The sequence below is a fragment of the Cognatundibacterium luofuense genome (genome assembly GCF_018139685.1).
In the GTDB taxonomy this organism is placed as follows: Bacteria; Pseudomonadota; Gammaproteobacteria; order Burkholderiales; family Burkholderiaceae_D; genus Undibacterium; species Undibacterium luofuense.
The window spans coordinates 430,085-452,956 of the sequence record NZ_JAGSPN010000001.1 but is presented as its reverse complement, the minus strand read 5'-3'; the positions used below and the strand labels follow the sequence as shown (position 1 = coordinate 452,956).

Below are 22,872 nucleotides of genomic sequence, written 5' to 3'. Positions count from 1 at the left end.
CGTCCCCGCAGGGCTGACCTACAATAGTCAGAATTGTGCGTTGCACAAACCGTATATGGAAATCTGACAGCAGTCACACTATGGCTGTCGTTTTGTGGAGCTGCGATGAAAACCTCTGATGTGTTTCCCGTTCAGACACCGGACCCGTCCGGCAAGCATGCGCGGCCGGTGATCCGGGTCAAAGAATTGTCGGCCAACGACCGCCACCGTATACTGCGCCATTTTCTGGGGCTGGAAGACAGTGACCGCCTGCTGCGTTTCGGCACCGTGCTGCCCGACGCGCTGATCCGCAAGTATGTGGAAAGTCTGGATTTTTCCCGCGACAAAGTTTTCGGCGTTTTCAGCCACCATTTTCGTCTGGTTGGCGTCGGCCATCTGGCGTTTATGGCGCGCAAAGACTATGACGACAATACGGAGAAGCGGCAGGTCGCGGAATTCGGGGTCTCGGTTTCCTCGTATGCTCGCGGCAAGGGCATCGGTTTCCGCCTGTTCCAGCGCGGCGCGATTCACTGCCGCAATGCCGATGTGGATACGCTGTACATGCATTGTCTGGCCTCGAATCAGACCATGATCCATATCGCCAAAAAAGCCGGCATGCAGATACACCGTGAATACGGCGAAGCGGACGCTTATCTGAAACTGCGTCCGGCATCGGCGAAATCGATACTGAAAGAAGCGATGGATGAACAGGTCGCGTTTCTGGATTACACCTGGAAAGCGAATGCCCGCGCGGCGGTCAAACTGTTACGTCATTTACCGGGCTTTAAATAAGATATTCGAAATCATCGGTTTGCCACCTGCGCCGTTCGTGTACAGCGCAGATGCTGTGCAGAAGTCCGCATTTACCCCTGAATTACGCCAGCGGAGCCTGCTGACGCTGCACCAGATGGGCGGTCACCAGATCTGCCAGTGCCGTCCCTACTGATTTGAACAGCGTAATTTCCTGCGCATCACGCCGCCCCGCTTCACCGCGACAGCAGGCAGCAAGATCCGCACGAATCTGCTCCAGCGTAAACCGCCCTTCTGCCACCGGAATCAGCAATTCACCGGCTTCGCGGCAGACATTCGGCGCGTAATCGACAAACACCGCTGATTTTTCCACCAGTGCCGTATCGCATTCGCGCCGGTCAGGGCTGTGATTGCCGAGCAAATCGACATGGCTGCCAGCCTGCACATCCTCCCCCAGCACCAGCGGTTCGGCGCTGCCCGTCGCCGCGACGATGATATCCGACTGCCGCACTGCCGCCCGCAAGTCGCTGACCACGCTGATCGTCAGTGCCGGCTGCTCTGCGCGGAAAGCGGCGACGATGCGCTCAGCTTTGGCAATATCCCTGCCCCAGACCTGTACCGAACTCAGCGAACGCACTGCTGCATGAGCGCGCAGCAGCGGCAGCGCCAGATTGCCGGTGCCGAGCAACAGCAAACACGAGGCATCCGCACGCGCCAGTTGCTGCGCCGCCAGCGCCGATACCGCAGCGGTGCGCCAGTAGGTGACGCTGGTGCCATCCACCATCGCCAGCGGTTCGCCGTGATCGCGTTTAAACAGCAGAATTTTGGAAAACAGGCTGGGTAACTGATGCGCGCCATTGTCCGGGAAATACGTGAACGCTTTCACGCCGATCACATCCTGATTCCATGAGGGCAGCACCGCAAACGCATCCTTACAGGCCGCATCCTCCGATAAATGAAACACCTGGCGCGCCGGCATATGAAACGGTGCAGCGAATGCCTGCGCCAGTGCGGCGGTCAGCGCCGGAAAATTCAGCGACTGGTGAACCTGTTCTGCGGAAATGACCTGCATACGCCCTCCTGATATATCTAAAAAATACTAACATTATCCCGTGTCACAAAGGCCGGCGACAAGGCAAAAAACCGCTGAAATGCGGAGAATGGCACAGTTTTTCACCGACGTCCGCAGAAACACTGGCGCTCCGGACACCCATGCTGACGAAGTCTGCACAATCATCAACGCTAGCGAAGTCGCTCAGGCTGCGCCCAGCGGCAAGGCGGTAGTATCTTTGATCTGTTGCAGCGCGAAGCTGGACTTCACATCCAGCACCGCCGGATGGCGTAACAGGGTTTCCATCATGAAACGGGAAAAGTGATTCATGTCTTCCACATGCACCCGCAGCAGATAGTCCATTTCACCGGTCATTGCATAGCAAGCCACCACTTCTGCCCATTGCGCCACCGATACCGCGAAATCATCGCGCGGCGAACGCGAAGCGCCTTTCGACGGCACATCGCTGTGCTTTTCCAGCCGCACATTCACATAGGCCAGCAAGCCGAGGCCGATCCGCGCCGGTTCCAGCAAAGCCACGTACTGGCGGATCACGCCGCTCTCTTCCAGACGCTTGATACGGCGCAGGCAGGGCGACGGCGACAGATTGACCCGCTCTGCCACTTCCTGATTAGTCAGCCGCCCGTCGGCCTGCAAAATCGCCAGAATTTTGCGGTCAATTTTATCCAGTTCAACCTGCGCCATTTTTCTCCCCTTATCCTGAAATTATGCGCAACATTATTGCGTACATCATGCAATCTTTGGTGAATTTTGGAATTAAATGGCGTGTTACGCCGACTATACTGTGAGTTTGCGCTGTATCAAACCGCACACAAATGTGCCGGTTGAAGCAGAATTTCAAACGAATCCCCCACAGGAGACAAACATGACATTCCAAACCTGGGAAAACCCGATGGGCACCGACGGCTTCGAATTCGTCGAATACGCCGCACCTGATCCGGCTGCCATGGGCAAGCTGTTCGAAACGATGGGCTTTGTGGCTATCGCTAAACACCGTACCAAAGATGTCACACTGTACCGTCAGGGTGATGTGAACTTCATCATCAACGCGGAACCGGATTCGTTTGCACAGAAATTCGCACGCAAACATGGCCCTTGCGTCTGCGCATTTGCTTTCCGCGTCAAAGATGCGAACTTTGCGTACAAACGCGCACTGGAACTGGGCGCATGGGGCTTCGATAACAAAACCGGCCCGATGGAACTGAATATTCCGGCCATCAAAGGTATCGGCGATTCCCTGATTTATTTCGTTGACCGCTGGCAAGGTAAAGACGGTGCAGCACCGGGCGCGATCGGCAATATCAGTATTTACGACGCTGACTTCGTCGCGATTCCGGGCGTGGATCCGAATCCGGTTGGTCACGGTCTGACTTACATCGACCATCTGACCCACAATGTTTACCGTGGCCGTATGAAAGAATGGGCTGACTACTATGAAACCCTGTTCAACTTCCGCGAAATCCGTTACTTCGATATCGCCGGTAAGCACACAGGTCTGAAATCCAAAGCGATGACCTCGCCTTGCGGCAAAATCCGTATCCCGATCAATGAATCTTCCGATGACAAATCCCAGATCGCTGAATATCTGGATCTGTACCACGGCGAAGGCGTTCAGCATATCGCGATGGGTACTAATGATGTATACAAAACCGTTGCCGGCATGAAAGCCGACGGCGTCAGCTTCCAGGATACCATCGAAACTTACTACGATCTGGTTGACCGCCGTCTGCCGGGCCACGGTGAAAATCTGGAAGAACTGCGCAAGCTGCGTATTCTGATCGATGGTAAATCCACCGAAGAAGCGCGTCAGTTACTGCTGCAAATCTTCACCACCACTGTGATTGGCCCGATCTTCTTCGAGATCATCCAGCGCAAAGGTGATCAGGGCTTCGGCGAAGGCAATTTCCGCGCTTTGTTTGAATCCATTGAGCTGGATCAAATCCGCCGCGGTGTGCTGAAAGACGAAACCACCACAGCGTAAGCAAAACCGATATGAGACAATCGCAAAAGGCTGCACACTCCCGGGTGTCAGCCTTTTGTCTTAACAAGTATAAATAAAATCATGGATACCACCGTCAGTAACGAAGACTTTCTGGCCACTGTGGCCGAAAAATCCCACGGCGCCGCCTTACGCGGAGACTACGCGAGCGCCGATGCTCAATACGTTGTGCAGCAGGACTGGGCTGCGTATACGGAAGAAGAACACGCGCTGTGGCGCCGTTTGTATCAGCGTCAGATGGCGCTGTTGCCGGGCCGTGCCTGCAATGAATTTATCGAAGCGCTGCAAGGCTTAAACGCTGCGGATGGCATTCCGCAATTTGAAGCTACGTCGAAAAAACTGGAAGCAGCAACAGGCTGGACCATCGTCGCCGTACCGGGCCTGATTCCTGAACTGACCTTCTTTGAACATCTGGCCAACCGCCGTTTCCCGGTCACCGTGTGGCTGCGCAAACCGGAGGAATTCAATTACATCGTTGAACCGGATGTGTTCCACGATTTCTTCGGCCATGTACCGCTGCTGTTCAATCCTGTATTCGCAGACTACATCCAGCGTTACGGTCAGGGCGGCTTAAAAGCCATGCAGCTCGGCGGCCTGGATCAGCTGGCGCGCCTGTACTGGTACACCGTGGAATTTGGTCTGATCAACACACCGGAAGGCTTGCGTATTTACGGCGCCGGTATTCTGTCATCCGGTGGCGAAGTCGAATACTGTCTGACACCGGGCACGACATCGCGCCATATTCATCTGGATATCAAACGCTGCCTGAACACGCTGTACAAAATCGATACCTATCAGGAAACCTATTTTGTAATTAACAGTTTCGATGAACTGTTCGAAGGCACCGCACCGGACTTCACCCCGTACTACGACGAACTGAAAACTAAAACACCATATCCGGCCAATAGTTTGCTGGATGGTGAAACAGAATTGCTGCCAGGCTGATCAGGTTCCTTCGGTATTTAAAAAAAAGCCAGTACATTCTGATGTACTGGCCTTTACTTTCTTAATTTTTGTAATTCACCAAACGGTGAGAGTCAAATCTGAGTTTGATGGTTCTCTGCAATCCTTCCGCCGGAATACTCAACATCAAAAAATCTTCTTTTTTCATTCTCAGATCCAGACTTCGTGATCAGAATACTCGTCCGGAATATACGTCAGGTACTGCACTATGCGGGGTTTGTTTCCGTAATTTGGCGTTGCACAATGCGGCAATGCTTGATGCCAGATGACAAAATCACCGGCATTGCCCGGCACGGCCTTTGGCACCAGTGTTTTTTCCGCTGTTTCACGCGGGTTAGCTCCCGCAGGTAACTGCTGCAACCAGTCAGCTAACTGGCGATGAAAACCCGGAACGCAGTGAAATGCACCATCGCGGGGGCCGCAATCAGTCAGATATAACAAGCCCTGAAACTTGTCCGGCATCGGCTGCGCTAAACTGACATCCCAGTGCAAACCGCTGCCGCTGAATGGATTTTCTGAGCTTAACGGCGGATTAAAGCTGGCATGATCAATCGTTTTATACAGTGCGTCTGTTCCGTACAATTGCCGGTAGGCAGCACGGATTCGCCCTGATTCACGGTTCGCGTTAAGCCGGGGATGATTGTAAAAAGGCATCATCAGGCCAAGTTTTTTCTGATTCGCCAATTGCCAGCTGGATGGATCATCCTGCTGCACGCCCAGAAACTCACAAATTGCCTGACAGGTTTCAGCGCATATCTGCCTGTCGAACACCGATGGAAGAACAAGATAACCATGCGTGTTCCAGAATGCGATTTGTTCCGGTGTCAGTACCCAGTCGTCCTCGTTGCCCTCATTCATGTTACCGGAAGTTTCCGCTAACTGATAATCCACCTCAGACTGCGCCACCCATGTTAAAAATTCCGGCAACGACGGGCGCTGTTCCAGCAAATATCGTAATGCAACCGGGTAAGCAATCTGATGTGCATACAAGGTTTTTACCTGCAAATTCCATTGCTTTGCGTGATCAGATTGTCCGGATTGATCCGCCTTAGCAGGCTCGCAAATGTGCTGCCAGAATTGCTCAAGTATCTGCGTATGCTGCATGCCATGCCTCATCAATTGATTCAGAATTGCTCTTCAGTGTAATTCTGAAGTGACATATCAACAATTCATTTCATTTAAACATCTGAAAAAAAGATACATAATCAGAATTTATCTGATCAATGATTGTGATGATCATGGTGATGATGATTGCCATTAAGAAGAGCATGGCATATGCCGCAGATATTCAGAATGACATTGCATTCCGTATGCACTACGCAGTTCATCAGTTTGCAAAAACCTGCTTACGGCAGCCCGGTCTTTCACGGGCTGCCGGCAAATCTGACTCAGGCGGATCTGCGATACCTGCCCTGCTCTCTTCGCATCAGACCGTGTACCACAAGCTCACGACGTAAAGTTGCAACATCATCGTGAACGGGTCGTATCAACTGATTGAGTTCAATTTCAGAGTAATCGCGCCCCGCAGCAATTTGCTTCACCAGCCATTGAAGTATGACCAGTCGCTTTTTTCGCTGCTGCGGAATTTTCAGCAAACGCCCGTCGGCAACGAAAGTTGAGAGCGTCGCGGCTGCCTCGTCTGCATTACTTTGCAATGCTTGCTGATCTGCCTGCGCATCCCAGCATTTTTCCCATCGTTCCAAACGTGTCTGCTGCAAACGAAGTTCTGCCAGCATTACCCATTCCGGGCTTCCACGATGGGCCACCAGATCACAATCTAAGGACTGCCAGATATCTGCGCTTGCCTCAATACCCGCTTCCTGCAAAAACGCTGATTCAACCAGCACAAACTGATGACGGTAAGGCAGTAAATAGCGATCACGCTGTTGCGCATGTTGTTGCTTCGCTTGGGCGTAGTCGGAAAACCAGAGATTCGTGAATCCGGCGCTGTGCTCACCGTACCAGAATGAACCCATATCCGCCATTTCACTGCCGGAAGTTGTGAACGCACGGCGCGCATGTTCCCAGTCGCGAAAACCGGTATCTGCTGCGACCAGGTTCATACACTGACTCAGGCTGGGTTCAGTCTCCGGATTCCAGCGCTGCTGGCGACATAAAATGCGCACGCGCTTGATACTTGGCTGATGACCGCGTTGCAATTGCTTTTGTAGTAAACGTGCGCGGGTTTTGATTTCTTCTGTTAAACGATTCATGTAATTCCTCCGTGAATGGCACGGACATGAGACGTCAGAAAACAGGATAAAGACTGAGGCAACATGACCGCTCCGATTCGTTATGCTGACGACCCGCTACGTCAAACGAATACTGGCTGATCACATCGGAAAGATGGCAGATACCGGATTTGCATCACTGATCTGCAAAGACAGCAGGGTGAGATCCTCTTTTGCGGGCAGGCGCCCCTACGCACCTGTCCCGCCATTCTAGGTTGATTACACTGAATGCGCAACAGATCAGTAAAAGCCGGCCTCGCCTTCCGGACGTGTCTTAAACCGTTTATGCGCCCAGAAATATTCTGCCGGCGCCAGCCGAATCTGACTTTCAATAAACGCATTCATATGGCGTGTCGCTTCGGTCAGACTGGCGTCGCCCGGATAGTTATCCCATGCCGGATGGAAGCGCACCTGCCAGCCTTTGTAATCCGGCAGATAGGTAGCAGTGACAGGAATCACTTTCGCACCGGAAGTCGCCACCAGACGTGGCAAGGCAATCAGCGTGGCAGCAGGCACGCCGAAAAACGGAATAAATTCCGCGTTCTTAATACCAAAGTCCATATCCGGCAGCATGAAGTAAGGCAAGCCTTGCTGCATTGCACGCAGTATCGGCTTAATACCTTCATTGCGGGAAAACAACTGCACCGGACGAAAACGCGAACGGCCTTTGCGCAGCGCACGGTCAAACACTTTATTTTTTTGCTCGGAATAAATCGAACACAGTGAAGATTCCAGCATGGTCGCCACACCGGCGACTTCCAGACATACAAAATGCGGACACATGATCACCACAGGGCCAGCCTGAATCTCCGCCAGCGGCACACCCGGCTCAACGCGGATCAGTTTTTTCAGACGCGATTCCGGCGCCCACCACAGTATGCCGCGCTCAAATACGCTGCGCGCGTAATAACGAAAATGCTGCTTCGCCAGTTGATACCGTTCCGCTTCGCTGAGTTCCGGCATACAGAGTCGCAGATTAGTCAGCGTGATATTCCGTCGTTTCTTAATTACATAAAATAACAAACTACCAACCACTTCACCGAAACGTCCCAGCAGTGGCAGCGGCAACCAGTGCAGCAGCCACATAATGAATAACATTAGTCTCATACTGCATCCTGCTCCGGCCCGCTGACACCTTCCGGTGTTTTATAGCGGTTGTAACTCCAGAAATACTGTGCCGGTGCAGCCAGAATCAGTTTTTCCATTGCACGGTTAATCGCTTCCGCCTGGCCTGCAGCATCTTCCGGCAGTGTTTCTTCAAACGGCAGGAAACGTACCCGGTAACCACGTCCGAACGGCAGGCGTTCAGCATAGGTCACAATCACCGGGGCACCGCTCATGGTGTGCAGTTTGGCAGACAGCGTCATGGTATACGCCGGCTTACCGAAGAAGCGTGCCCACACGCCCTCACCTTCCTGCGGCACCTGATCCGGCAGCAAACCAATCGCTTCGCCTTTGCGCAGTGCTTTTGCCATGATGCGCACACCGGATAAGTTAGCCGGCGCCAGCAACAAATTGTCGCGGGCACGCGCGCCTTCAATCAGCGGTTTCAGCGCTTCCTGACGCGGCGGACGGTACATCACCGTTAAGCGAGTGCGCTCTGCAATAGACTGCGCCACAATCTCAAAGCAACCCAGATGCGGCGTCAGGAAAATCACACCTTTACCGGCATCCAGTGCTGTTTGTACCAGTTCCCAGTTTTCCAGCGTCGCGGTTTTTAATACACGCTCAGGTCTGGCACACCAGATAAAAGGCAGCTCCGCAATATTTTTGCCGGCTTCGCTGACCGCTGCACCCAGATGCGCTTCCACACCGGCAAGCTGCATATTGTGTCGCATACGACGACGATAAGAACCGGATAAACCGTACACCAGCCAGCCAAGCGCCGCACCGCCTGCATGCAGCACCGGCAAAGGGAAATATGAAAAGAATCGAAATAGACGAACTAGCATGACGCCGCTCAAGTACCAGTGAAAAAACGAGGGGTATTCGACAGAATATCGAGAGAAGGCGTAAAATATCACACATTGCGCACCGGAATACTGTTCCGGCACAGCTTTACCGCCGAGTTAACAGACAACTTGCGAGGCGGTTTATAAATTCCGCTAAAGCGTCGCAGGTTCACTTTTTGACTGCGGCACATTTTTTCGGTCATTTTTTACAGGAGCCTGCGATGGCAAGTGACTTTCTCTTTACCTCTGAATCAGTATCCGAAGGACATCCGGACAAAGTAGCTGATCAGATTTCCGATGCGATTCTGGATGCCATTCTGGAACAGGACCCGCGCTCCCGCGTAGCCGCTGAAACTCTGACCAATACCGGTCTGGTTGTGCTGGCTGGTGAAATTACCACCAACGCCCACGTCGATTATATTCAGGTTGCCCGCGACACCATCAAACGTATCGGTTACGACAATACCGATTACGGCATTGATTACAAAGGTTGCGCGGTACTGGTCGCTTACGACAAACAATCGAATGATATCGCTCAGGGCGTGGATCACGCATCCGACGACCATCTGAACACCGGTGCAGGTGATCAGGGTCTGATGTTCGGTTATGCCTGCGACGAAACACCGGAACTGATGCCAGCGCCGATTTACTACGCGCACCGTCTGGTAGAGCGTCAGGCGCAACTGCGTAAGGATGGCCGCCTGCCATTCCTGCGTCCGGATGCAAAATCTCAGGTCACCATGCGTTATGTCGATGGCAAACCGCATTCTATCGACACTGTTGTACTGTCCACTCAGCATCACCCTGACCAGAGTGAATCTGCGACTAAGATGAAAGCCTCGTTTATCGAAGCCGTCATCGAAGAAATTATCAAACCGGTATTGCCGACAGAATGGCTGCAGGATACGAAATACCTGATCAACCCGACAGGCCGTTTCGTGATCGGTGGTCCGCAAGGCGATTGCGGTCTGACCGGCCGTAAGATCATCGTTGATACCTACGGCGGCGCATGCCCGCACGGTGGTGGCGCATTCTCCGGTAAAGATCCGACAAAAGTAGACCGTTCCGCTGCGTATGCTGCGCGTTATGTAGCGAAAAACGTCGTGGCCGCTGGTCTGGCGCGTCAGTGCCAGATTCAGGTTGCGTACGCTATTGGCGTTGCACGTCCGATGAACGTAACTGTTTACACGGAAGGTACCGGTGTTATCCCTGATGAGCAAATCGCCGCACTGGTGAACGAGCACTTCGACCTGCGTCCGAAAGGCATCATTCAGATGCTGGATCTGCTGCGTCCGATTTACTCGAAAACTGCTGCATACGGGCACTTCGGTCGCGAAGAACCTGAATTCAGTTGGGAACGTACCGACAAAGCTGCGATTCTGCGCGCTGCTGCCGGACTGTAATACAAGGAGTCAGTGCCCTGATGCCACGTCGTTTCGCAGTAGCCTGCACGCTGGCATCGTGCACCGTACTGATGCCTTACACGGCGGTTGCCTCCGGCGCCGCCGCTTCATCGCCCCCCTCTGCCAGTGAACACTGGTGCAAAACCATCACGCCGCAACTGCCCGCCATCTCCGAACAGGATTGTCAGCGTCTGCATCTGGCTCCGTCCGGCGCGTATTCGGTGAAGCGAATTCCGCTGATGATGCGCTTTTTCAGCGCCAAAGCCGGCAACCCGAATGCCTTACGCATTCTGCTGCTCGGTGGTATCCACGGCGACGAACAGACTTCTTCCGCAATCACGTTTAAATGGATGGAAAAGCTGTTGCGCAACGGCCCCGGCGAGTTTCAGTGGAAAGTGGCGCCGGTTGTGAATCCGGATGGATTACTGGCAAAACCGGCCACCCGCGTGAATGCGAACGGTGTGGACCTGAACCGCAACTTTCCGACACCGGAATGGCAGAAAGAGGCCGAAGATTATTGGGTGCGCACTACCCGGCGTGATCCGCGCCGCTTTCCCGGCAAACAACCGGTCTCCGAACCGGAAAGCCGCTGGGTCAATGAAGAAATCGAACGCTACAAGCCGCATGTGATTATTTCCGTCCATGCGCCCTACGGCGTGCTGGATTTTGACGGTCCTGCCGAGCCACCGGTACGTTTCGGCCGCTTAATTTATAACCGTGTCGGCGTCTATCCTGGCTCACTCGGCAATTACAGCGGACTGCACAAAGATATTCCGGTGGTAACCATCGAATTACCGAATGCACGGCAAATGCCGTCAGATGACGAAATCAGCCGAATCTGGGATGACATGCAGCAATGGATAAGAAAAAATCTTTCCAAAGCATCGGTAAAAGACTGATATTTTTTCAGCCAGCTAAATTTCCTCCGCAAAAAAAGAAAATTTCTTTACAAAATTTTTCCAAATTCAGGCGAAAATAGCGTCTGTTGCATTCCATTACATATGTATCTTGTAATGATTACTGCACAATCAAAAATTCAGGGAACTTTTTCGAGGTTTACCTGTTCTGATTCAATGACTTAGCAGCGCTCACCGAAGCCGCTGCCTCAACGGCAATCACAGTCGTTCTTTCCTGTCAATGTGTTTTTGGTAAGCACTTTACTGACTGTCAATCTTTTTAGTTAAAACTGTTTTGTTTTAAAGGTAGACTTTTCCACCTTTTTCGCTCCGCATTATTCATTTCGCATGAAACTTGTTTGAAAAAATTGGCAACTGAAGAAATTTTGTTCCGAAAAAATTTCTTTACAGTTTTCCTCTATTTTTCACAAAACAACAAGTCAGTTTCCGAATTTAATTTTGTCTGTTTAACTTCCGTCTCGTCACAGCGATGTGGCGAATCCATCAGGGAGTGAGCAGGCTGCATACCGTATCCCGGTCACGAGTCGGGATTCTGCTCCGTTCCAATCGTTCTTTGCGGTTCATTTTCACCCGACCGTGAACCGGCGGGATCAACAAAATCTACAAGAAATACTGGAGAAAAAATGACACGAGCTTTGAAAACAAAACAGTTGTTCCGTCCAACCGTGATGGCAGTCATGCTGGCAGCAGCATGGAGTGCTTCCGCGGCAGATCGTATTGATCTGGACAAAAATGCACCAGCGCTGTCCACAGCGTCCCGTGCATCGCTGGCAGCAGGTGGTTCTATCCAGGCGCATCAGGCACTGGGACTGGCATCCGGCGAACTGCAGGCACTGCGCAGCCAGACGTATGCTGACGGTAAAGTTGTTACCCGCTTCCAGCAATTGCACCAGGGCGTACCAGTCTGGGGTGAAGCGATCGTTGAACACCGTGTGCGCGGTTTCGCAGCACCGGTCATGAGCGGTTCCATGATCCGCAACATCGACAAAGATCTGGTTTCGATCAAGCCACTGTACTCTGACAAACAAGCACTGGGCATGGCCAAAACACAGGCACGTGCACACTCTGCTGAAAACGAACAGTCCAAACTGTTTGTAAAACTGGATGACAACAACAAAGCACAACTGGTTTACGCCGTTTCCTTCGTTGACACATCCAATCCGAACAAACCAAGCCGTCCACACTTCCTGATCGATGCGAACACCGGCAAAGTACTGCAACAATGGGAAGGTCTGACACACACACTGTCCGGCACAGGTCCTGGCGGTAACCAGAAAACCGGTCAGTATGAGTACGGTACAACTGCTGGCTACGGCTTCCTGGACGTTGTTGTTTCCGGCTCCACCTGTAAGCTGAGCAGCACCAATGTTGATACTTACAACATGAACGGCGCGACTTCCGGCTCCGGCACACTGCATTCCTTCACATGCCCGCGCAACACAGTGAAATCGATCAACGGCGCATACTCGCCAATGAACGATGCGCATTACTTCGGTAACCAGGTATTCAACATGTACCAGGCGTATCTGGGCGTGCGTCCTATCAGCCAGAAACTGGTCATGAAAGTGCATTACGGTTCCAGCTATGAAAATGCATTCTGGGACGGTACAGCAATGAGCTACGGTGACGGTGCTTCCACTTTCTACCCGCTGGTTTCTCTGGACGTAACCAGCCATGAAGTGTCCCACGGCTTTACCGAACAAAACTCCGGTCTGGTGTATTCCGGTATGTCCGGTGGTATGAATGAAGCGTTCTCTGATATGGCCGGTGAAGCAGCGAAATACTATGTTCGCGGCACCAACGACTTTAAAGTCGGCACTGACATTTTCAAAGCATCCGGCGCGCTGCGTTACATGTACAACCCACCACTGGATGGCGGCTCTATCGATAACGCTTCCAAGTACACCAGCAGCATGGACGTTCACTACACCAGCGGTGTGTACAACAAAGCGTTCTACCTGCTGGCAACAACTGCAGGCTGGAATACTCGCAAAGCCTTTGAAGTCATGGCTGATGCAAACCGTCTGTACTGGACATCCAGCAGCACATTCAACGCCGGTGCATGCGGTGTGGAAAAAGCCGCTGCAAACCGTGGTTACGTTGTAGCTGATGTTACCAATGCATTCAAAGGCGTTGGCGTATCCTGCTCCACAACACCACCAAGCGGCACAGCACTGACTAAAGGCGTACCGGTAACCGGTATCAGCCTGGCATCCGGCGCAAGCAAGATCTACACACTGGTTGTTCCATCCGGTGCGAAAAATCTGAGCATCAAACTGTCCGGCGGCACTGGTGACTCCGATCTGTACGTGAAAGCGTCCGCAGCACCAACCACAACCACTTATGACTTCAAGTCTGATGGTTCCACCAACACAGAAACTGTTTCTGTCGCGGCACCAAAAGCCACTACCTACTACATCATGGTATATGGCTACTCGACTTCCAGTGGCATGTCTCTGGTAGCAACTTACCAGTAATCCACAGGGTCCTGAAAATAAAAAATCCCCGGTTCGCCGGGGATTTTTTTATGGTGCGGTGCTTCACTGCAACCAACTTCTACCCTGCAAATATCTGCAAGCGAAGCTGGTTACCGTAAATGCATCAGTCGTTTTTAATCGTCAGCGGCGTGCCCTGCGCACCGGCGTAAAACACGATCAGTACGACTGGCTCGTCGCCACTGGTGCCACGGTGAATACTACCGACCATTTCCGGTAAGACCTGGCCCGGACCGAGTAATTTCTTTTCACCGTTTTCCTGCTTTTCCACGGTCAGCTGACCGGATACCACATACGCGGCGTTCAGTACCGGATGATGGTGCCACGGCAGACTGGTTTTCGGCGGAATCGTGATCTTCAGCACGGTCATTTCCGGCTGTCCGGCCGGATAAGCCGCGTAAGCTTTGCCATCCCAGGAAGTAGTACTTTTCAGCAATACTTCCGACACCGCACCGGCATGTGCAGCACCATCTGCCAGTGCAATGCTGCTGAAGCCGGTCAGTGCCATACCGGCCAGTAACGCAGCGAGACGGGAAGTGACGAATCCTTGCATGATTTTCTCCTTACTTAGTGTCATTTAGATAATGCGACACTATACCCTGCCATCCGCCGTATGCTGTACCGCGTTCAGCATGCAATACGCATATTTCGGTCAGAACCGTCTTCCGGCATAGCAAATACAACAGAAATCAGGCAATCTCAGCGGTATGCGTACCGATCTGCCGCAGCTTCAATACAGAGCTGGATTTCACTGCAACTATGCAAATATCCGCATCAGGCATTTTCGGAGAGCCGCACTTTCTGCCGACGACAACGGAATCGCTGTGCTGAACACCGCATTTGAGGTAAAAAATGCCTGTTTTCCGGCTGCAACAGAGTGTAGGACGGACTGTTCACAATTCTGCGTAAAAACGAAATTTTTAACGGCAGCGCACACCAAAAACCAGCGCTTCGCTGTTTTTGCTGACTTTCCCGAACTTCGGTGTTTTTAAGGCATCGAAAACCTTGCAGTCATACTTTGCGAATGCGAAGATCGCTGTCCCGGATACCTGCAGCGACACCGCCTGAACCAGCTTTCATGGCAAAGCGGCGCGCTGCTGACAACACGACCAGACCCGAGAGGAGAACAATGAACAAGCAATATCACTGGCCAGCGATCACCGCGATCGCCCTTGCCCTGACCGGTTTTGCCGGCCAGGCCGCTGCACAACAAGACCCTTTCCAGTGGCTGGAAGAGGTCGAAGGTAAAAAGCCGATGGAGTGGGTGACAACGCGCAATGCAGAAACCCGCGCCAAGCTGAAAGATGACGCCGGTTACGCCAAGCTCAAAGATGACTTGCTGGTGGTACTGAATTCCAAAGACCGGATTCCGGGCATTTATAAGATGGGCGATTTCGTCTACAACTTCTGGACTGATGCAGCCAATCCGCGCGGCGTATGGCGTCGTACCACACTGGAAGAGTACCGCAAAACCACACCGGCATGGGAAACCGTGCTGGACATCGATGCAATCGGCAAAGCGGAAAATGTTAACTGGGTATTTAAAGGCGCGAACTGCCGTGAGCCGGTGTATGACCGCTGCCTGATCAGCCTGTCGCGCGGTGGTGCGGATGCAGTGACTGTGCGTGAATTTGATATCGCCAGCAAATCCTTTGTGAAAGACGGCTTTACATTACCGGAAGCCAAACTGTCCGCCGACTGGCGCGATCTGGACAGCATCTATGTTGCTACCGATTTCGGTGCAGGCAGCATGACGGATTCCGGCTATCCGCGCATCATCAAAGAATGGAAACGCGGCACACCGCTGCAAAATGCGACCACTCTGCTGGAAGGCAAAACTACGGATATGAGCGTCAGCGCACAGCTGAGCCGCCATCAGAACCATCAGTACGAATTACTGCACCGTCAGATAACGTTCTACACCGCAGAACACTTCTACCGCGACGGCGACAAACTGAACCGTCTGGAAGTTCCGGCCAAAGCTGATATCGGTTTCTTCCGCGATCAGATGCTGATCACGCTGCGTGAAGACTGGGCTGTGAACGGCAAAACCTATGTCAGCGGCAGCGTACTGGCAACCGGTTTTGACAGTTTCAAACAAGGTGGCCGTGAGTTCACCGTGCTGTTCACACCGACTCCATCCACATCGTATGTCGGCGCGGCAGAAACCAAAAATTTCCTGTTGCTGCAAACACTGGAAGATGTGAAAAGCCGTCTGACTGAATGGAAACTGGAAGATGGTAAATGGAGTTCCCGTCAGGTCAATCTGCCGACCATGGGTGCTGTCGGCGTGGCCGGCTGGGACGCAGAAAGCAGTGATGCGTACACACTGAGCTTCTCCGATTACCTGACACCGGCTGTGTATATGATGGCGAATGCCGGCAGCGATCAGCGTGAATTACTGAAATCTGCGCCGGCCTTCTTTGATGCCAGCGCGTATGAAACAGTGCAGCAGTTTGCCACCTCGAAAGATGGCACCAAAGTGCCTTATTTTGTGGTCAAGCGCAAAGATGCGAAACTGGATGGCAACAATCCTACCCTGCTGTACGGCTACGGCGGCTTCCTGGTACCGCTGACACCGTCGTATTCCGGTGGCCTCGGCAAGAGCTGGCTGGAAAAAGGTGGCGTGTACGTGGTGGCGAATATCCGTGGTGGCGGCGAATACGGCCCGCGCTGGCATGAAGCAGCGCTGAAAGGCAATCGTCAGCGCGCGTATGATGACTTCGCCGCTGTGGCGCAGGATCTGATCAGCAAAAAAATCACCAGCCCGCGCCATCTGGGTGCAATGGGTGGCAGTAACGGTGGCTTGCTGGCCGGCGTGGCGCTGACGCAGCGTCCGGATCTGTTCAATGCGGTTGTCAGTCAGGTGCCGCTGCTGGACATGCAGCGCTTTAACAAACTGCTGGCCGGTGCTTCGTGGATGGGTGAATACGGCAATCCGGATATCAAAGCCGAATGGGATTTCATCCGCCGTTATTCGCCGTATCACAATGTCAAAGCCGGTGTGAAATATCCGAATGTGCTGTTCATCACGTCCACCCGTGATGACCGCGTGCATCCGGGTCATGCCCGTAAGATGGCTGCTAAGATGCTGAAACAGGGACATAAAAATGTCTGGTACTATGAAAACATCGAAGGCGGCCATGGCGGTGCGGCAAATAATGAGCAACGCGCTGACATGAGTGCCATCACTTACACCTTCCTGTGGAATATGCTGAAACCGGATAACGCTGCCAACGCAGTACACAAATAATCCGGCTTTTCGCCCTTCCGCAATCCGTTACTCCATGCCGGAGTAACGGATTTTTTTATCTGACAACGCTATGACACTGTTTCAGTTTCTGTGGTCTTTTATACGGCGGCACCGGCGCAATTATGTGCTGGCGGCGATGATGCTGGTTTCGATTTCTGTACTGACGGTCTGGATACCGCGTCAGGTCGGCTATCTGATTGATCAGCTCGCCAGTCATCAGGCCGATGCCAGCGTCCTGATACGCGAACTCGGCTGGCTGCTGCTGGCGGGTATCACGATTTATTTTTTGCGGGTTGGCTGGCGCATACAATTGTTCACCGCGTCTTATCAGCTGGGTGTGGAATTAAGGACGCGGTTGTATCAGAAACTCTGCCTGCAAAGCGGCGCTTTTTTTGATCAGCAGAAAACCGGCGACCTGATGGCCATGGGCACCAATGATGCGGACGCGATTGAACTGGCCGCAGGCGAAGCTGCGCTGGCGGGTTTCGACGGCAGTGTTACCTTCGGACTGGTGATCGGCATGATGCTGACCGGCGTTGACTGGCGGCTGGCCCTGGCCGCATTGCTGCCGTTTCCGCTGATGGCGTTTGCTTTCCGCCGCATTACCCACCATGTGCACGATGCGTCCAAAGCTTCACTGGATAGTTTCAGCGCCTTAAACGAACAGGTCCAGGAATCTCTGGCTGGCGTGCGCACTATTCGTGCGCTGGGTCTGGAACAGCGTAATGCTGAGCAATTCTCAGCGCTGGCCAGTGCCGCGCGCGAATCCAGCTATCAGGCACAGCGCTGGGAAGCCGCGTATGAACCAGCCGTCGGGCTGAGTCTGACTGTCGCCGGATTCATGACACTGGCGACCGGTGGCTGGCTGGTCTGGCAGCATGAAATCACCATCGGCGCGCTGACCAGCTTCAGCATGTATCTGGGCCAGCTGATCTGGCCGATGTTTGCCGCTGGCTGGGTGCTGGCGTTGCTGGAGCGCGGCAAGGCGGCATGGAAACGGCTGGAACCGATTCTGAACGCAGAACTGCAAGTCAAAGATAATGGCACGCTGACCACCCTGCCCGCACCCGCACTCAGCATGCAGCATCTGCAATTCACTTATCCTTCGCAACAGACACCGGCATTGCAGGATCTGAGTCTGGAGATCCGTGCGGGACAAACCATCGGTATCGCCGGCCCGACCGGCGCCGGAAAATCCACACTGGTACGTCTGTTGTTACGTCAGTATGAAGTTCAGCAGGGACAGATACTGTGGGGCGGGCAGGCTTTGTCCTCCTATCAGTTAGATGCATTACGCAAGCAATTGAACTGGGTCGCGCAGGAACCGTTTCTGTTTTCCGCATCCGTGGCAGAAAATATTGCGCTGGCGGCACCGGGTGCAAGTCAGGCGCAGATTGAGCGTGCAGCGACGCTGGCATCGGTACATGAAGATATTCTGCGTTTCCCGCAGGGATATCAGACACCGGTCGGTGAACGCGGCATTACGCTGTCCGGCGGTCAGCGTCAGCGGGTGGCAATTGCACGTGCCTTGCTGACTGACAGTGCACTGCTGATTCTGGATGATGCCTTATCTGCGGTGGATACGGCGACTGAAACGCAGATCCTGCAGCACTTACGCCATCTGCGCCAGCAACACCCTTCACGCACCATGATCATCATCAGCCACCGTCTGAGTGCGCTGGCTGAAGCAGATCAGATTCTTGTGATGAAAAACGGAAAAATCCATGAACAGGGAAATCATGATTCCCTTCTTCAGCAAGACGGATGGTACGCCTCGCAATGGCGTTATCAGCAACTGGAGGCGAGTTTAGATGCAGCCTGAGCAACAACAACCACTGACACCGGCGGAACAGCGTCAACGCGCATTGCAATTACTGTTCGGCGCTGCCGGTCCGGAAAAAACGCAGGTACGTAAAGGCTTGCTGATGCTGCTGATCGCAGCCGGTCTGGAAGCCGTCGGCCCGTGGCTGGGTAAAGCCTTTATCGATCAGTATCTGCTGCCACGTCATCTGGCATGGGCTGAAATTATCCCCTTACTGCTGGCCTTTCTGGTGTCCGGCTGGATAGCCACCTGGCTGCGTTATCGGCAGCTGGTCAGGCTGGCGGGTGTGGCAATGCGCTCGGTGCAGCGTCTGCGCGAGCAGGTGTATGCGCATGTGCTGAAATTACCGATGGCATTTTTTGACCGCAGCATGACGGGTCAGCTGGTCAGCCGCGTCACCAACGATACCGAAGCAGTCAAAAATCTGTATGTGCAGGTGCTGTTTGTGATGCTGGACAGTTCGATTGTGGTCGTTGGTGCAATGGCCGGTATGGCCTTGCTCGAATGGCGCCTGATGCTGGTAGTACTGACACTGATTCCTGCTGTGGTGCTGATTGTCTGGTTTTACCAGCGCTGGAGCGCTCCGGCAGTGTCCCGTGCACGCCAGTTGCGCAGCGATATCAATGCTCAGTTAGCCGAAAGTCTGCAGGGCATGCATACACTGCAGGCGAGTCGCGCAGAGCAAAGATTTGCGCAGCGGTTTGATCAGACCGGGCAATTGCACTACGCTGCCCGTTTGCAGGAACTGAAAGCCAATGCATGGTTATTGCGCCCGGCACTGGACTTTCTGAATATTCTTCTTCTGATCATCATCATTTTCAGTTTCAGCCAGCAGCGTTTTTCCGGTGTGGAAATCGGTATTCTGTATGCGTTTGTCAGCTATATCGCGCGTGTCGTCGAACCACTGATTCAGATCACCATGCAGTTTGGGCAGATTCAGCAAGCCATCGTATCGGCCGCGCGCGTGAATACGCTGCTGCAGGAACCGCAAGGGGCTGAACAGAATGGCAGCGCACATATGGAGAGCGGCAGTATTGCGATCCGCGACCTGAACTTCTCTTATCAGTCCGGCAAACCCGTCCTGAAAAATCTGAATTTACAAATCGCTGACGGGCAAATGACCGGTATCGTCGGACACACCGGCAGTGGCAAGTCCACGCTACTGAGTCTGCTGCTGCGTTTTTACGAAGCTGACTCTGGCACAATCCTGATCGATGATAAACCGGTGCATGCTTACGGCACGCAACACTTCCGTGAGCGCGTCGGACTGGTTCCGCAGGAGCCGTATTTGCTGGCGGCCAGTATTGCCGATAACATCCGCATGGGTCGTGATATCGCTGAAGGCGAAATAATTGCTGCGGCAAAAGCCGCGCATATTCATGATTTCATCAGTGCATTTGAACATGGTTATGCAACACAGCTGGGTGCCGGTGGCGTGCAATTGTCGTCCGGACAAAAGCAACTGATCGCGATAGCGCGTGCGCTGGCTGGCAAACCCGGCATTCTGTTTCTGGATGAAGCGACCTCGCATATCGACAGTGAAACCGAACAGATTGTGCAGCAGACACTGAATGAATTACGCGGCAAGGTCACCGTCGTCGCGATTGCGCACCGCTTATCCACGATACGCGACGCTGATCAGATTATCGTGTTAAATCACGGCGTCATTGCTGAACAGGGGCAGCACGCCAGCCTGATGCAGATCGAGCAAGGTATTTATCAGCGCCTGTACACCTTACAGACGCTGGAAGAAAGGGAAACAATATGAAGTGGTTATTAGGACTGGGCGCACTCGCCGGTACTGCTGTACTGGGAGTCGCAGGCTATACCTTTCTGGTACTGGCACCCGGCTTACCTGATCTGGATGCGGTAACCGATTACCGCCCGAAAATTCCGCTGCGGATTTACACGGCAGATAATGCACTGATCGGTGAATTCGGTGAAGAACACCGTGAATTTGTTGCCATCAAAGACATGCCGAAAGTGATGAAAGATGCGTTGCTGTCGACCGAAGACGCACGCTTCTATGAGCACAATGGCGTGGATTTCATTGGGGCCGGACGTGCTGTACTGGCAGATTTGCGTGGTGGCTTTCATCAGGGTGCTTCCACCATTACCATGCAGGTGGCACGGAATTTCTTCCTGAGTCAGGAAAAAACCGTGAATCGCAAACTCAAAGAATTACTGCTGACATCGCGCATCGAATCGGCACTTAGCAAAGACCAGATTCTGGAACTGTATATGAACCAGATTTATCTGGGACAACGCTCTCATGGTTTCGCCGGTGCGGCGCGCACATATTTCAATAAATCTTTAAAAGATGTGACGCTGGCAGAAGCAGCGATGCTGGCTGGCATTCCGAAAAATCCGGTACGTCATAATCCGGTGGCGAATTTCCAGAAAGCGAAACAGCGTCAGGAAGTGGTGCTGAAGCTGATGCTGACGCGCGGTGTGATTACCGAAAATCAGTATGATCAGGCGGTACATGAAAAAATCACCGTGACCGGCAAACAGATTTTTGATTCGCGTGCGGACTATGTCGCGGAAATGGTGCGCCAGAAAGTCGTCGAAGAATACAAAGAGCAAGCCTACACCAGCGGCATCCGCGTCTATACAACGCTGCTGAAGGCAGATCAGGATGCTGCGTATGAAGCTGTACGTAAAAACGTGATGGCTTATGATCAGCGCCACGGTTACCGCGGCCCGGAAGCCTTTATTCAATTGCCTTCCGACAGCGAAGAACGTGACGATGCGATTGATGATGTGCTGAAAAAACATCCTTCCAGCGATACGCTGCTGGCGGCCGTCGTCACCGAAGCCAGCCCGCGTAAAGTGATTGCAGAACTCGCCAGCGGTGAGACTGTGACGATTGATGGTGACGGTTTGCGTTTTGCCAGTGCAGGTCTGCAAGCTAAAGCAGCGTCTGCATTAAAAATTGTGCCGGGCGCTGTGATCCGCGTGATCAAAGACAGTAAGAACCGCTGGAGTATTACGCAGCTGCCGGAAGTCGAAGGTGCATATGTGGCACTGAATGCGGATGATGGTACGGTGCGCGCGCTGGTCGGGGGTTTTGACTTCAACCGGAAAAAATTCAACCACGTCACCAGCGGCTGGCGTCAGCCGGGTTCGAGTATGAAGCCGTTTATTTATTCGGCTGCGCTGGAAAAAGGCTTTTCTCCGGCGACCCAGATTAACGACGTGCAGTTATCGCAAACCACGGATGAGGTACTGAAGTGGGATCCGCGCAATGACGACGGCAAATATGAAGGGCCGGTCAGTATGCGTTATGCGCTGGCGCATTCAAAAAACGTGGTCTCCGTGCGGATTCTGCAAGCGATAGGCGTACAGCATGCACTGGACTGGTTACAGCATTTCGGTTTCAGCAAAGATAAACATCCGGCCAATCTGACACTGACACTGGGCACTGGTGCGGTGACACCAATGCAGCTTGCGGGTGCGTATGCGGTGTTTGCAAACGGCGGCTATCAGGTCAGCCCGCAACTGATTACGAAAATCACGGATGCCAAAGGTCAGGTACTGAAGTCCGTACCGGTGACCAAAGTGGATGAGTCGGCGCGTGTGATTGATGCCCGCAATGCTTTTATTACCGACAGTATGCTGCGCGAAGTCACCCGCAGCGGTACGGCTGCATCGGCCAGTAGCAAACTCGGGCGTGCCGATCTGGCGGGTAAAACCGGTACCACCAGCGATGCAGTGGATGGCTGGTTTGCCGGTTATGCGGCGAATGTGGTGGCGGTTGCCTGGATGGGTTATGACGATCCGAAATCGCTGGGTGGACGTGAATTCGGTGCGACGCTGGCTTTGCCAATCTGGATTGACAGTATGCGCGCTGCACTGGCCGGTAAGCCGCAAATCGTGCGTGCTGCGCCCGAAGGTGTCAGCAATGCGGAAGGAGACTGGATGTATCAGGAATGGCTGAACGGTGGTGGTGTGCGCCAGCTGGGTCTGGAAGAAGCGCCGCCGGCTGTCATCACACCGCCTGCGCAATAAAAAAAATCCCGCGGCAAACGCCGCG

General features: G+C 53.2%; 18 protein-coding genes. 11 read left to right on the top strand and 7 right to left on the bottom strand.

Annotated elements, in window-relative coordinates; genetic code table 11:
• The first annotated feature begins 105 nt into the window (after positions 1 to 105).
• Positions 106 to 771, top strand: coding sequence for a GNAT family N-acetyltransferase (locus tag KDM89_RS02075; RefSeq protein WP_212686268.1), 666 nt, complete (start codon positions 106 to 108; stop codon positions 769 to 771).
• Positions 772 to 853: 82 nt separating this feature from the next.
• On the opposite strand, the gene lhpI is transcribed toward KDM89_RS02075, so the two are convergent.
• Both lhpI and KDM89_RS02065 read right to left on the bottom strand, forming a co-directional pair.
• Complete coding sequence (gene lhpI / locus KDM89_RS02070; protein WP_212686267.1) at positions 854 to 1,801, bottom strand: bifunctional Delta(1)-pyrroline-2-carboxylate/Delta(1)-piperideine-2-carboxylate reductase; 948 nt, start codon at positions 1,799 to 1,801, stop codon at positions 854 to 856.
• A gap of 183 nt (positions 1,802 to 1,984) precedes the next feature.
• Positions 1,985 to 2,485, bottom strand: coding sequence for an Lrp/AsnC family transcriptional regulator (locus KDM89_RS02065; RefSeq protein ID WP_212686266.1), 501 nt, complete (start codon positions 2,483 to 2,485; stop codon positions 1,985 to 1,987).
• A 181-nt stretch (positions 2,486 to 2,666) separates the two neighbouring features.
• On the opposite strand from KDM89_RS02065, the gene hppD reads away from it, so the two are divergent.
• Positions 2,667 to 3,782: a 4-hydroxyphenylpyruvate dioxygenase gene (gene hppD, locus KDM89_RS02060; RefSeq protein ID WP_212686265.1), complete on the top strand. Its 1,116-nt coding sequence runs from the start codon at positions 2,667 to 2,669 to the stop codon at positions 3,780 to 3,782.
• Positions 3,783 to 3,863: 81 nt separating this feature from the next.
• The gene (gene phhA / locus KDM89_RS02055) at positions 3,864 to 4,745 is read left to right on the top strand and encodes a phenylalanine 4-monooxygenase (protein WP_212686264.1); all 882 of its coding nucleotides are present in this window, start codon (positions 3,864 to 3,866) and stop codon (positions 4,743 to 4,745) included.
• Positions 4,746 to 4,913: 168 nt separating this feature from the next.
• On the opposite strand, the gene KDM89_RS02050 is transcribed toward phhA, so the two are convergent.
• The 4 genes from KDM89_RS02050 to KDM89_RS02035 all read right to left on the bottom strand — a co-directional run bounded on the left by KDM89_RS02050 (position 4,914) and on the right by KDM89_RS02035 (position 8,946).
• Positions 4,914 to 5,867, bottom strand: coding sequence for a phytanoyl-CoA dioxygenase family protein (locus KDM89_RS02050; protein WP_212686263.1), 954 nt, complete (start codon positions 5,865 to 5,867; stop codon positions 4,914 to 4,916).
• A 284-nt stretch (positions 5,868 to 6,151) separates the two neighbouring features.
• Entirely contained in the window at positions 6,152 to 6,976 is an 825-nt protein-coding gene (locus KDM89_RS02045) for a DUF2087 domain-containing protein (protein WP_212686262.1), read from the bottom strand.
• A 258-nt stretch (positions 6,977 to 7,234) separates the two neighbouring features.
• Positions 7,235 to 8,101, bottom strand: a complete 867-nt coding sequence (locus KDM89_RS02040) for an LpxL/LpxP family acyltransferase (RefSeq protein ID WP_212686261.1) — start codon at positions 8,099 to 8,101, stop codon at positions 7,235 to 7,237.
• Positions 8,098 to 8,946, bottom strand: coding sequence for a lysophospholipid acyltransferase family protein (locus KDM89_RS02035; protein WP_212686260.1), 849 nt, complete (start codon positions 8,944 to 8,946; stop codon positions 8,098 to 8,100). The genes KDM89_RS02040 and KDM89_RS02035 overlap by 4 nt, the downstream gene beginning before the upstream one ends.
• Positions 8,947 to 9,167: 221 nt before the next feature.
• Here KDM89_RS02035 and metK point away from each other — a divergent pair, with 221 nt between their 5' ends.
• The 3 genes from metK to KDM89_RS02020 all read left to right on the top strand — a co-directional run bounded on the left by metK (position 9,168) and on the right by KDM89_RS02020 (position 13,743).
• Positions 9,168 to 10,349 carry a methionine adenosyltransferase gene (metK, locus tag KDM89_RS02030; RefSeq protein ID WP_212686259.1) on the top strand — a complete coding sequence of 394 codons (1,182 nt, stop codon included), beginning with the start codon at positions 9,168 to 9,170 and terminating at the stop codon, positions 10,347 to 10,349.
• A 20-nt stretch (positions 10,350 to 10,369) separates the two neighbouring features.
• Positions 10,370 to 11,248, top strand: a complete 879-nt coding sequence (locus tag KDM89_RS02025; protein ID WP_212686258.1) for a M14 family zinc carboxypeptidase — start codon at positions 10,370 to 10,372, stop codon at positions 11,246 to 11,248.
• 641 nt (positions 11,249 to 11,889) lie between these two features.
• Positions 11,890 to 13,743 carry a M4 family metallopeptidase gene (locus KDM89_RS02020; protein ID WP_230427618.1) on the top strand — a complete coding sequence of 618 codons (1,854 nt, stop codon included), beginning with the start codon at positions 11,890 to 11,892 and terminating at the stop codon, positions 13,741 to 13,743.
• Positions 13,744 to 13,867: 124 nt separating this feature from the next.
• Here KDM89_RS02020 and KDM89_RS02015 read toward each other — a convergent pair whose 3' ends face one another.
• Positions 13,868 to 14,314: a cupin domain-containing protein gene (locus KDM89_RS02015; RefSeq protein ID WP_212686257.1), complete on the bottom strand. Its 447-nt coding sequence runs from the start codon at positions 14,312 to 14,314 to the stop codon at positions 13,868 to 13,870.
• A gap of 154 nt (positions 14,315 to 14,468) precedes the next feature.
• On the opposite strand from KDM89_RS02015, the gene KDM89_RS02010 reads away from it, so the two are divergent.
• The 5 genes from KDM89_RS02010 (at position 14,469) to KDM89_RS01990 (ending at position 22,847) form a co-directional block, all read left to right on the top strand.
• Positions 14,469 to 14,753 (top strand): hypothetical protein, encoded by a 285-nt coding sequence (locus tag KDM89_RS02010; RefSeq protein ID WP_212686256.1) that lies wholly within the window; start codon positions 14,469 to 14,471, stop codon positions 14,751 to 14,753.
• 137 nt (positions 14,754 to 14,890) lie between these two features.
• Positions 14,891 to 17,014, top strand: coding sequence for a prolyl oligopeptidase family serine peptidase (locus KDM89_RS02005; protein WP_212686255.1), 2,124 nt, complete (start codon positions 14,891 to 14,893; stop codon positions 17,012 to 17,014).
• 70 nt (positions 17,015 to 17,084) lie between these two features.
• Positions 17,085 to 18,836 (top strand): ABC transporter ATP-binding protein, encoded by a 1,752-nt coding sequence (locus KDM89_RS02000; protein ID WP_212686254.1) that lies wholly within the window; start codon positions 17,085 to 17,087, stop codon positions 18,834 to 18,836.
• Complete coding sequence (locus KDM89_RS01995; protein ID WP_212686253.1) at positions 18,826 to 20,604, top strand: ABC transporter ATP-binding protein; 1,779 nt, start codon at positions 18,826 to 18,828, stop codon at positions 20,602 to 20,604. Before KDM89_RS02000 ends, KDM89_RS01995 begins: the two co-directional genes overlap by 11 nt.
• Positions 20,601 to 22,847: a penicillin-binding protein 1A gene (locus tag KDM89_RS01990; protein WP_212686252.1), complete on the top strand. Its 2,247-nt coding sequence runs from the start codon at positions 20,601 to 20,603 to the stop codon at positions 22,845 to 22,847. Before KDM89_RS01995 ends, KDM89_RS01990 begins: the two co-directional genes overlap by 4 nt.
• Positions 22,848 to 22,872 lie beyond the last annotated feature (25 nt).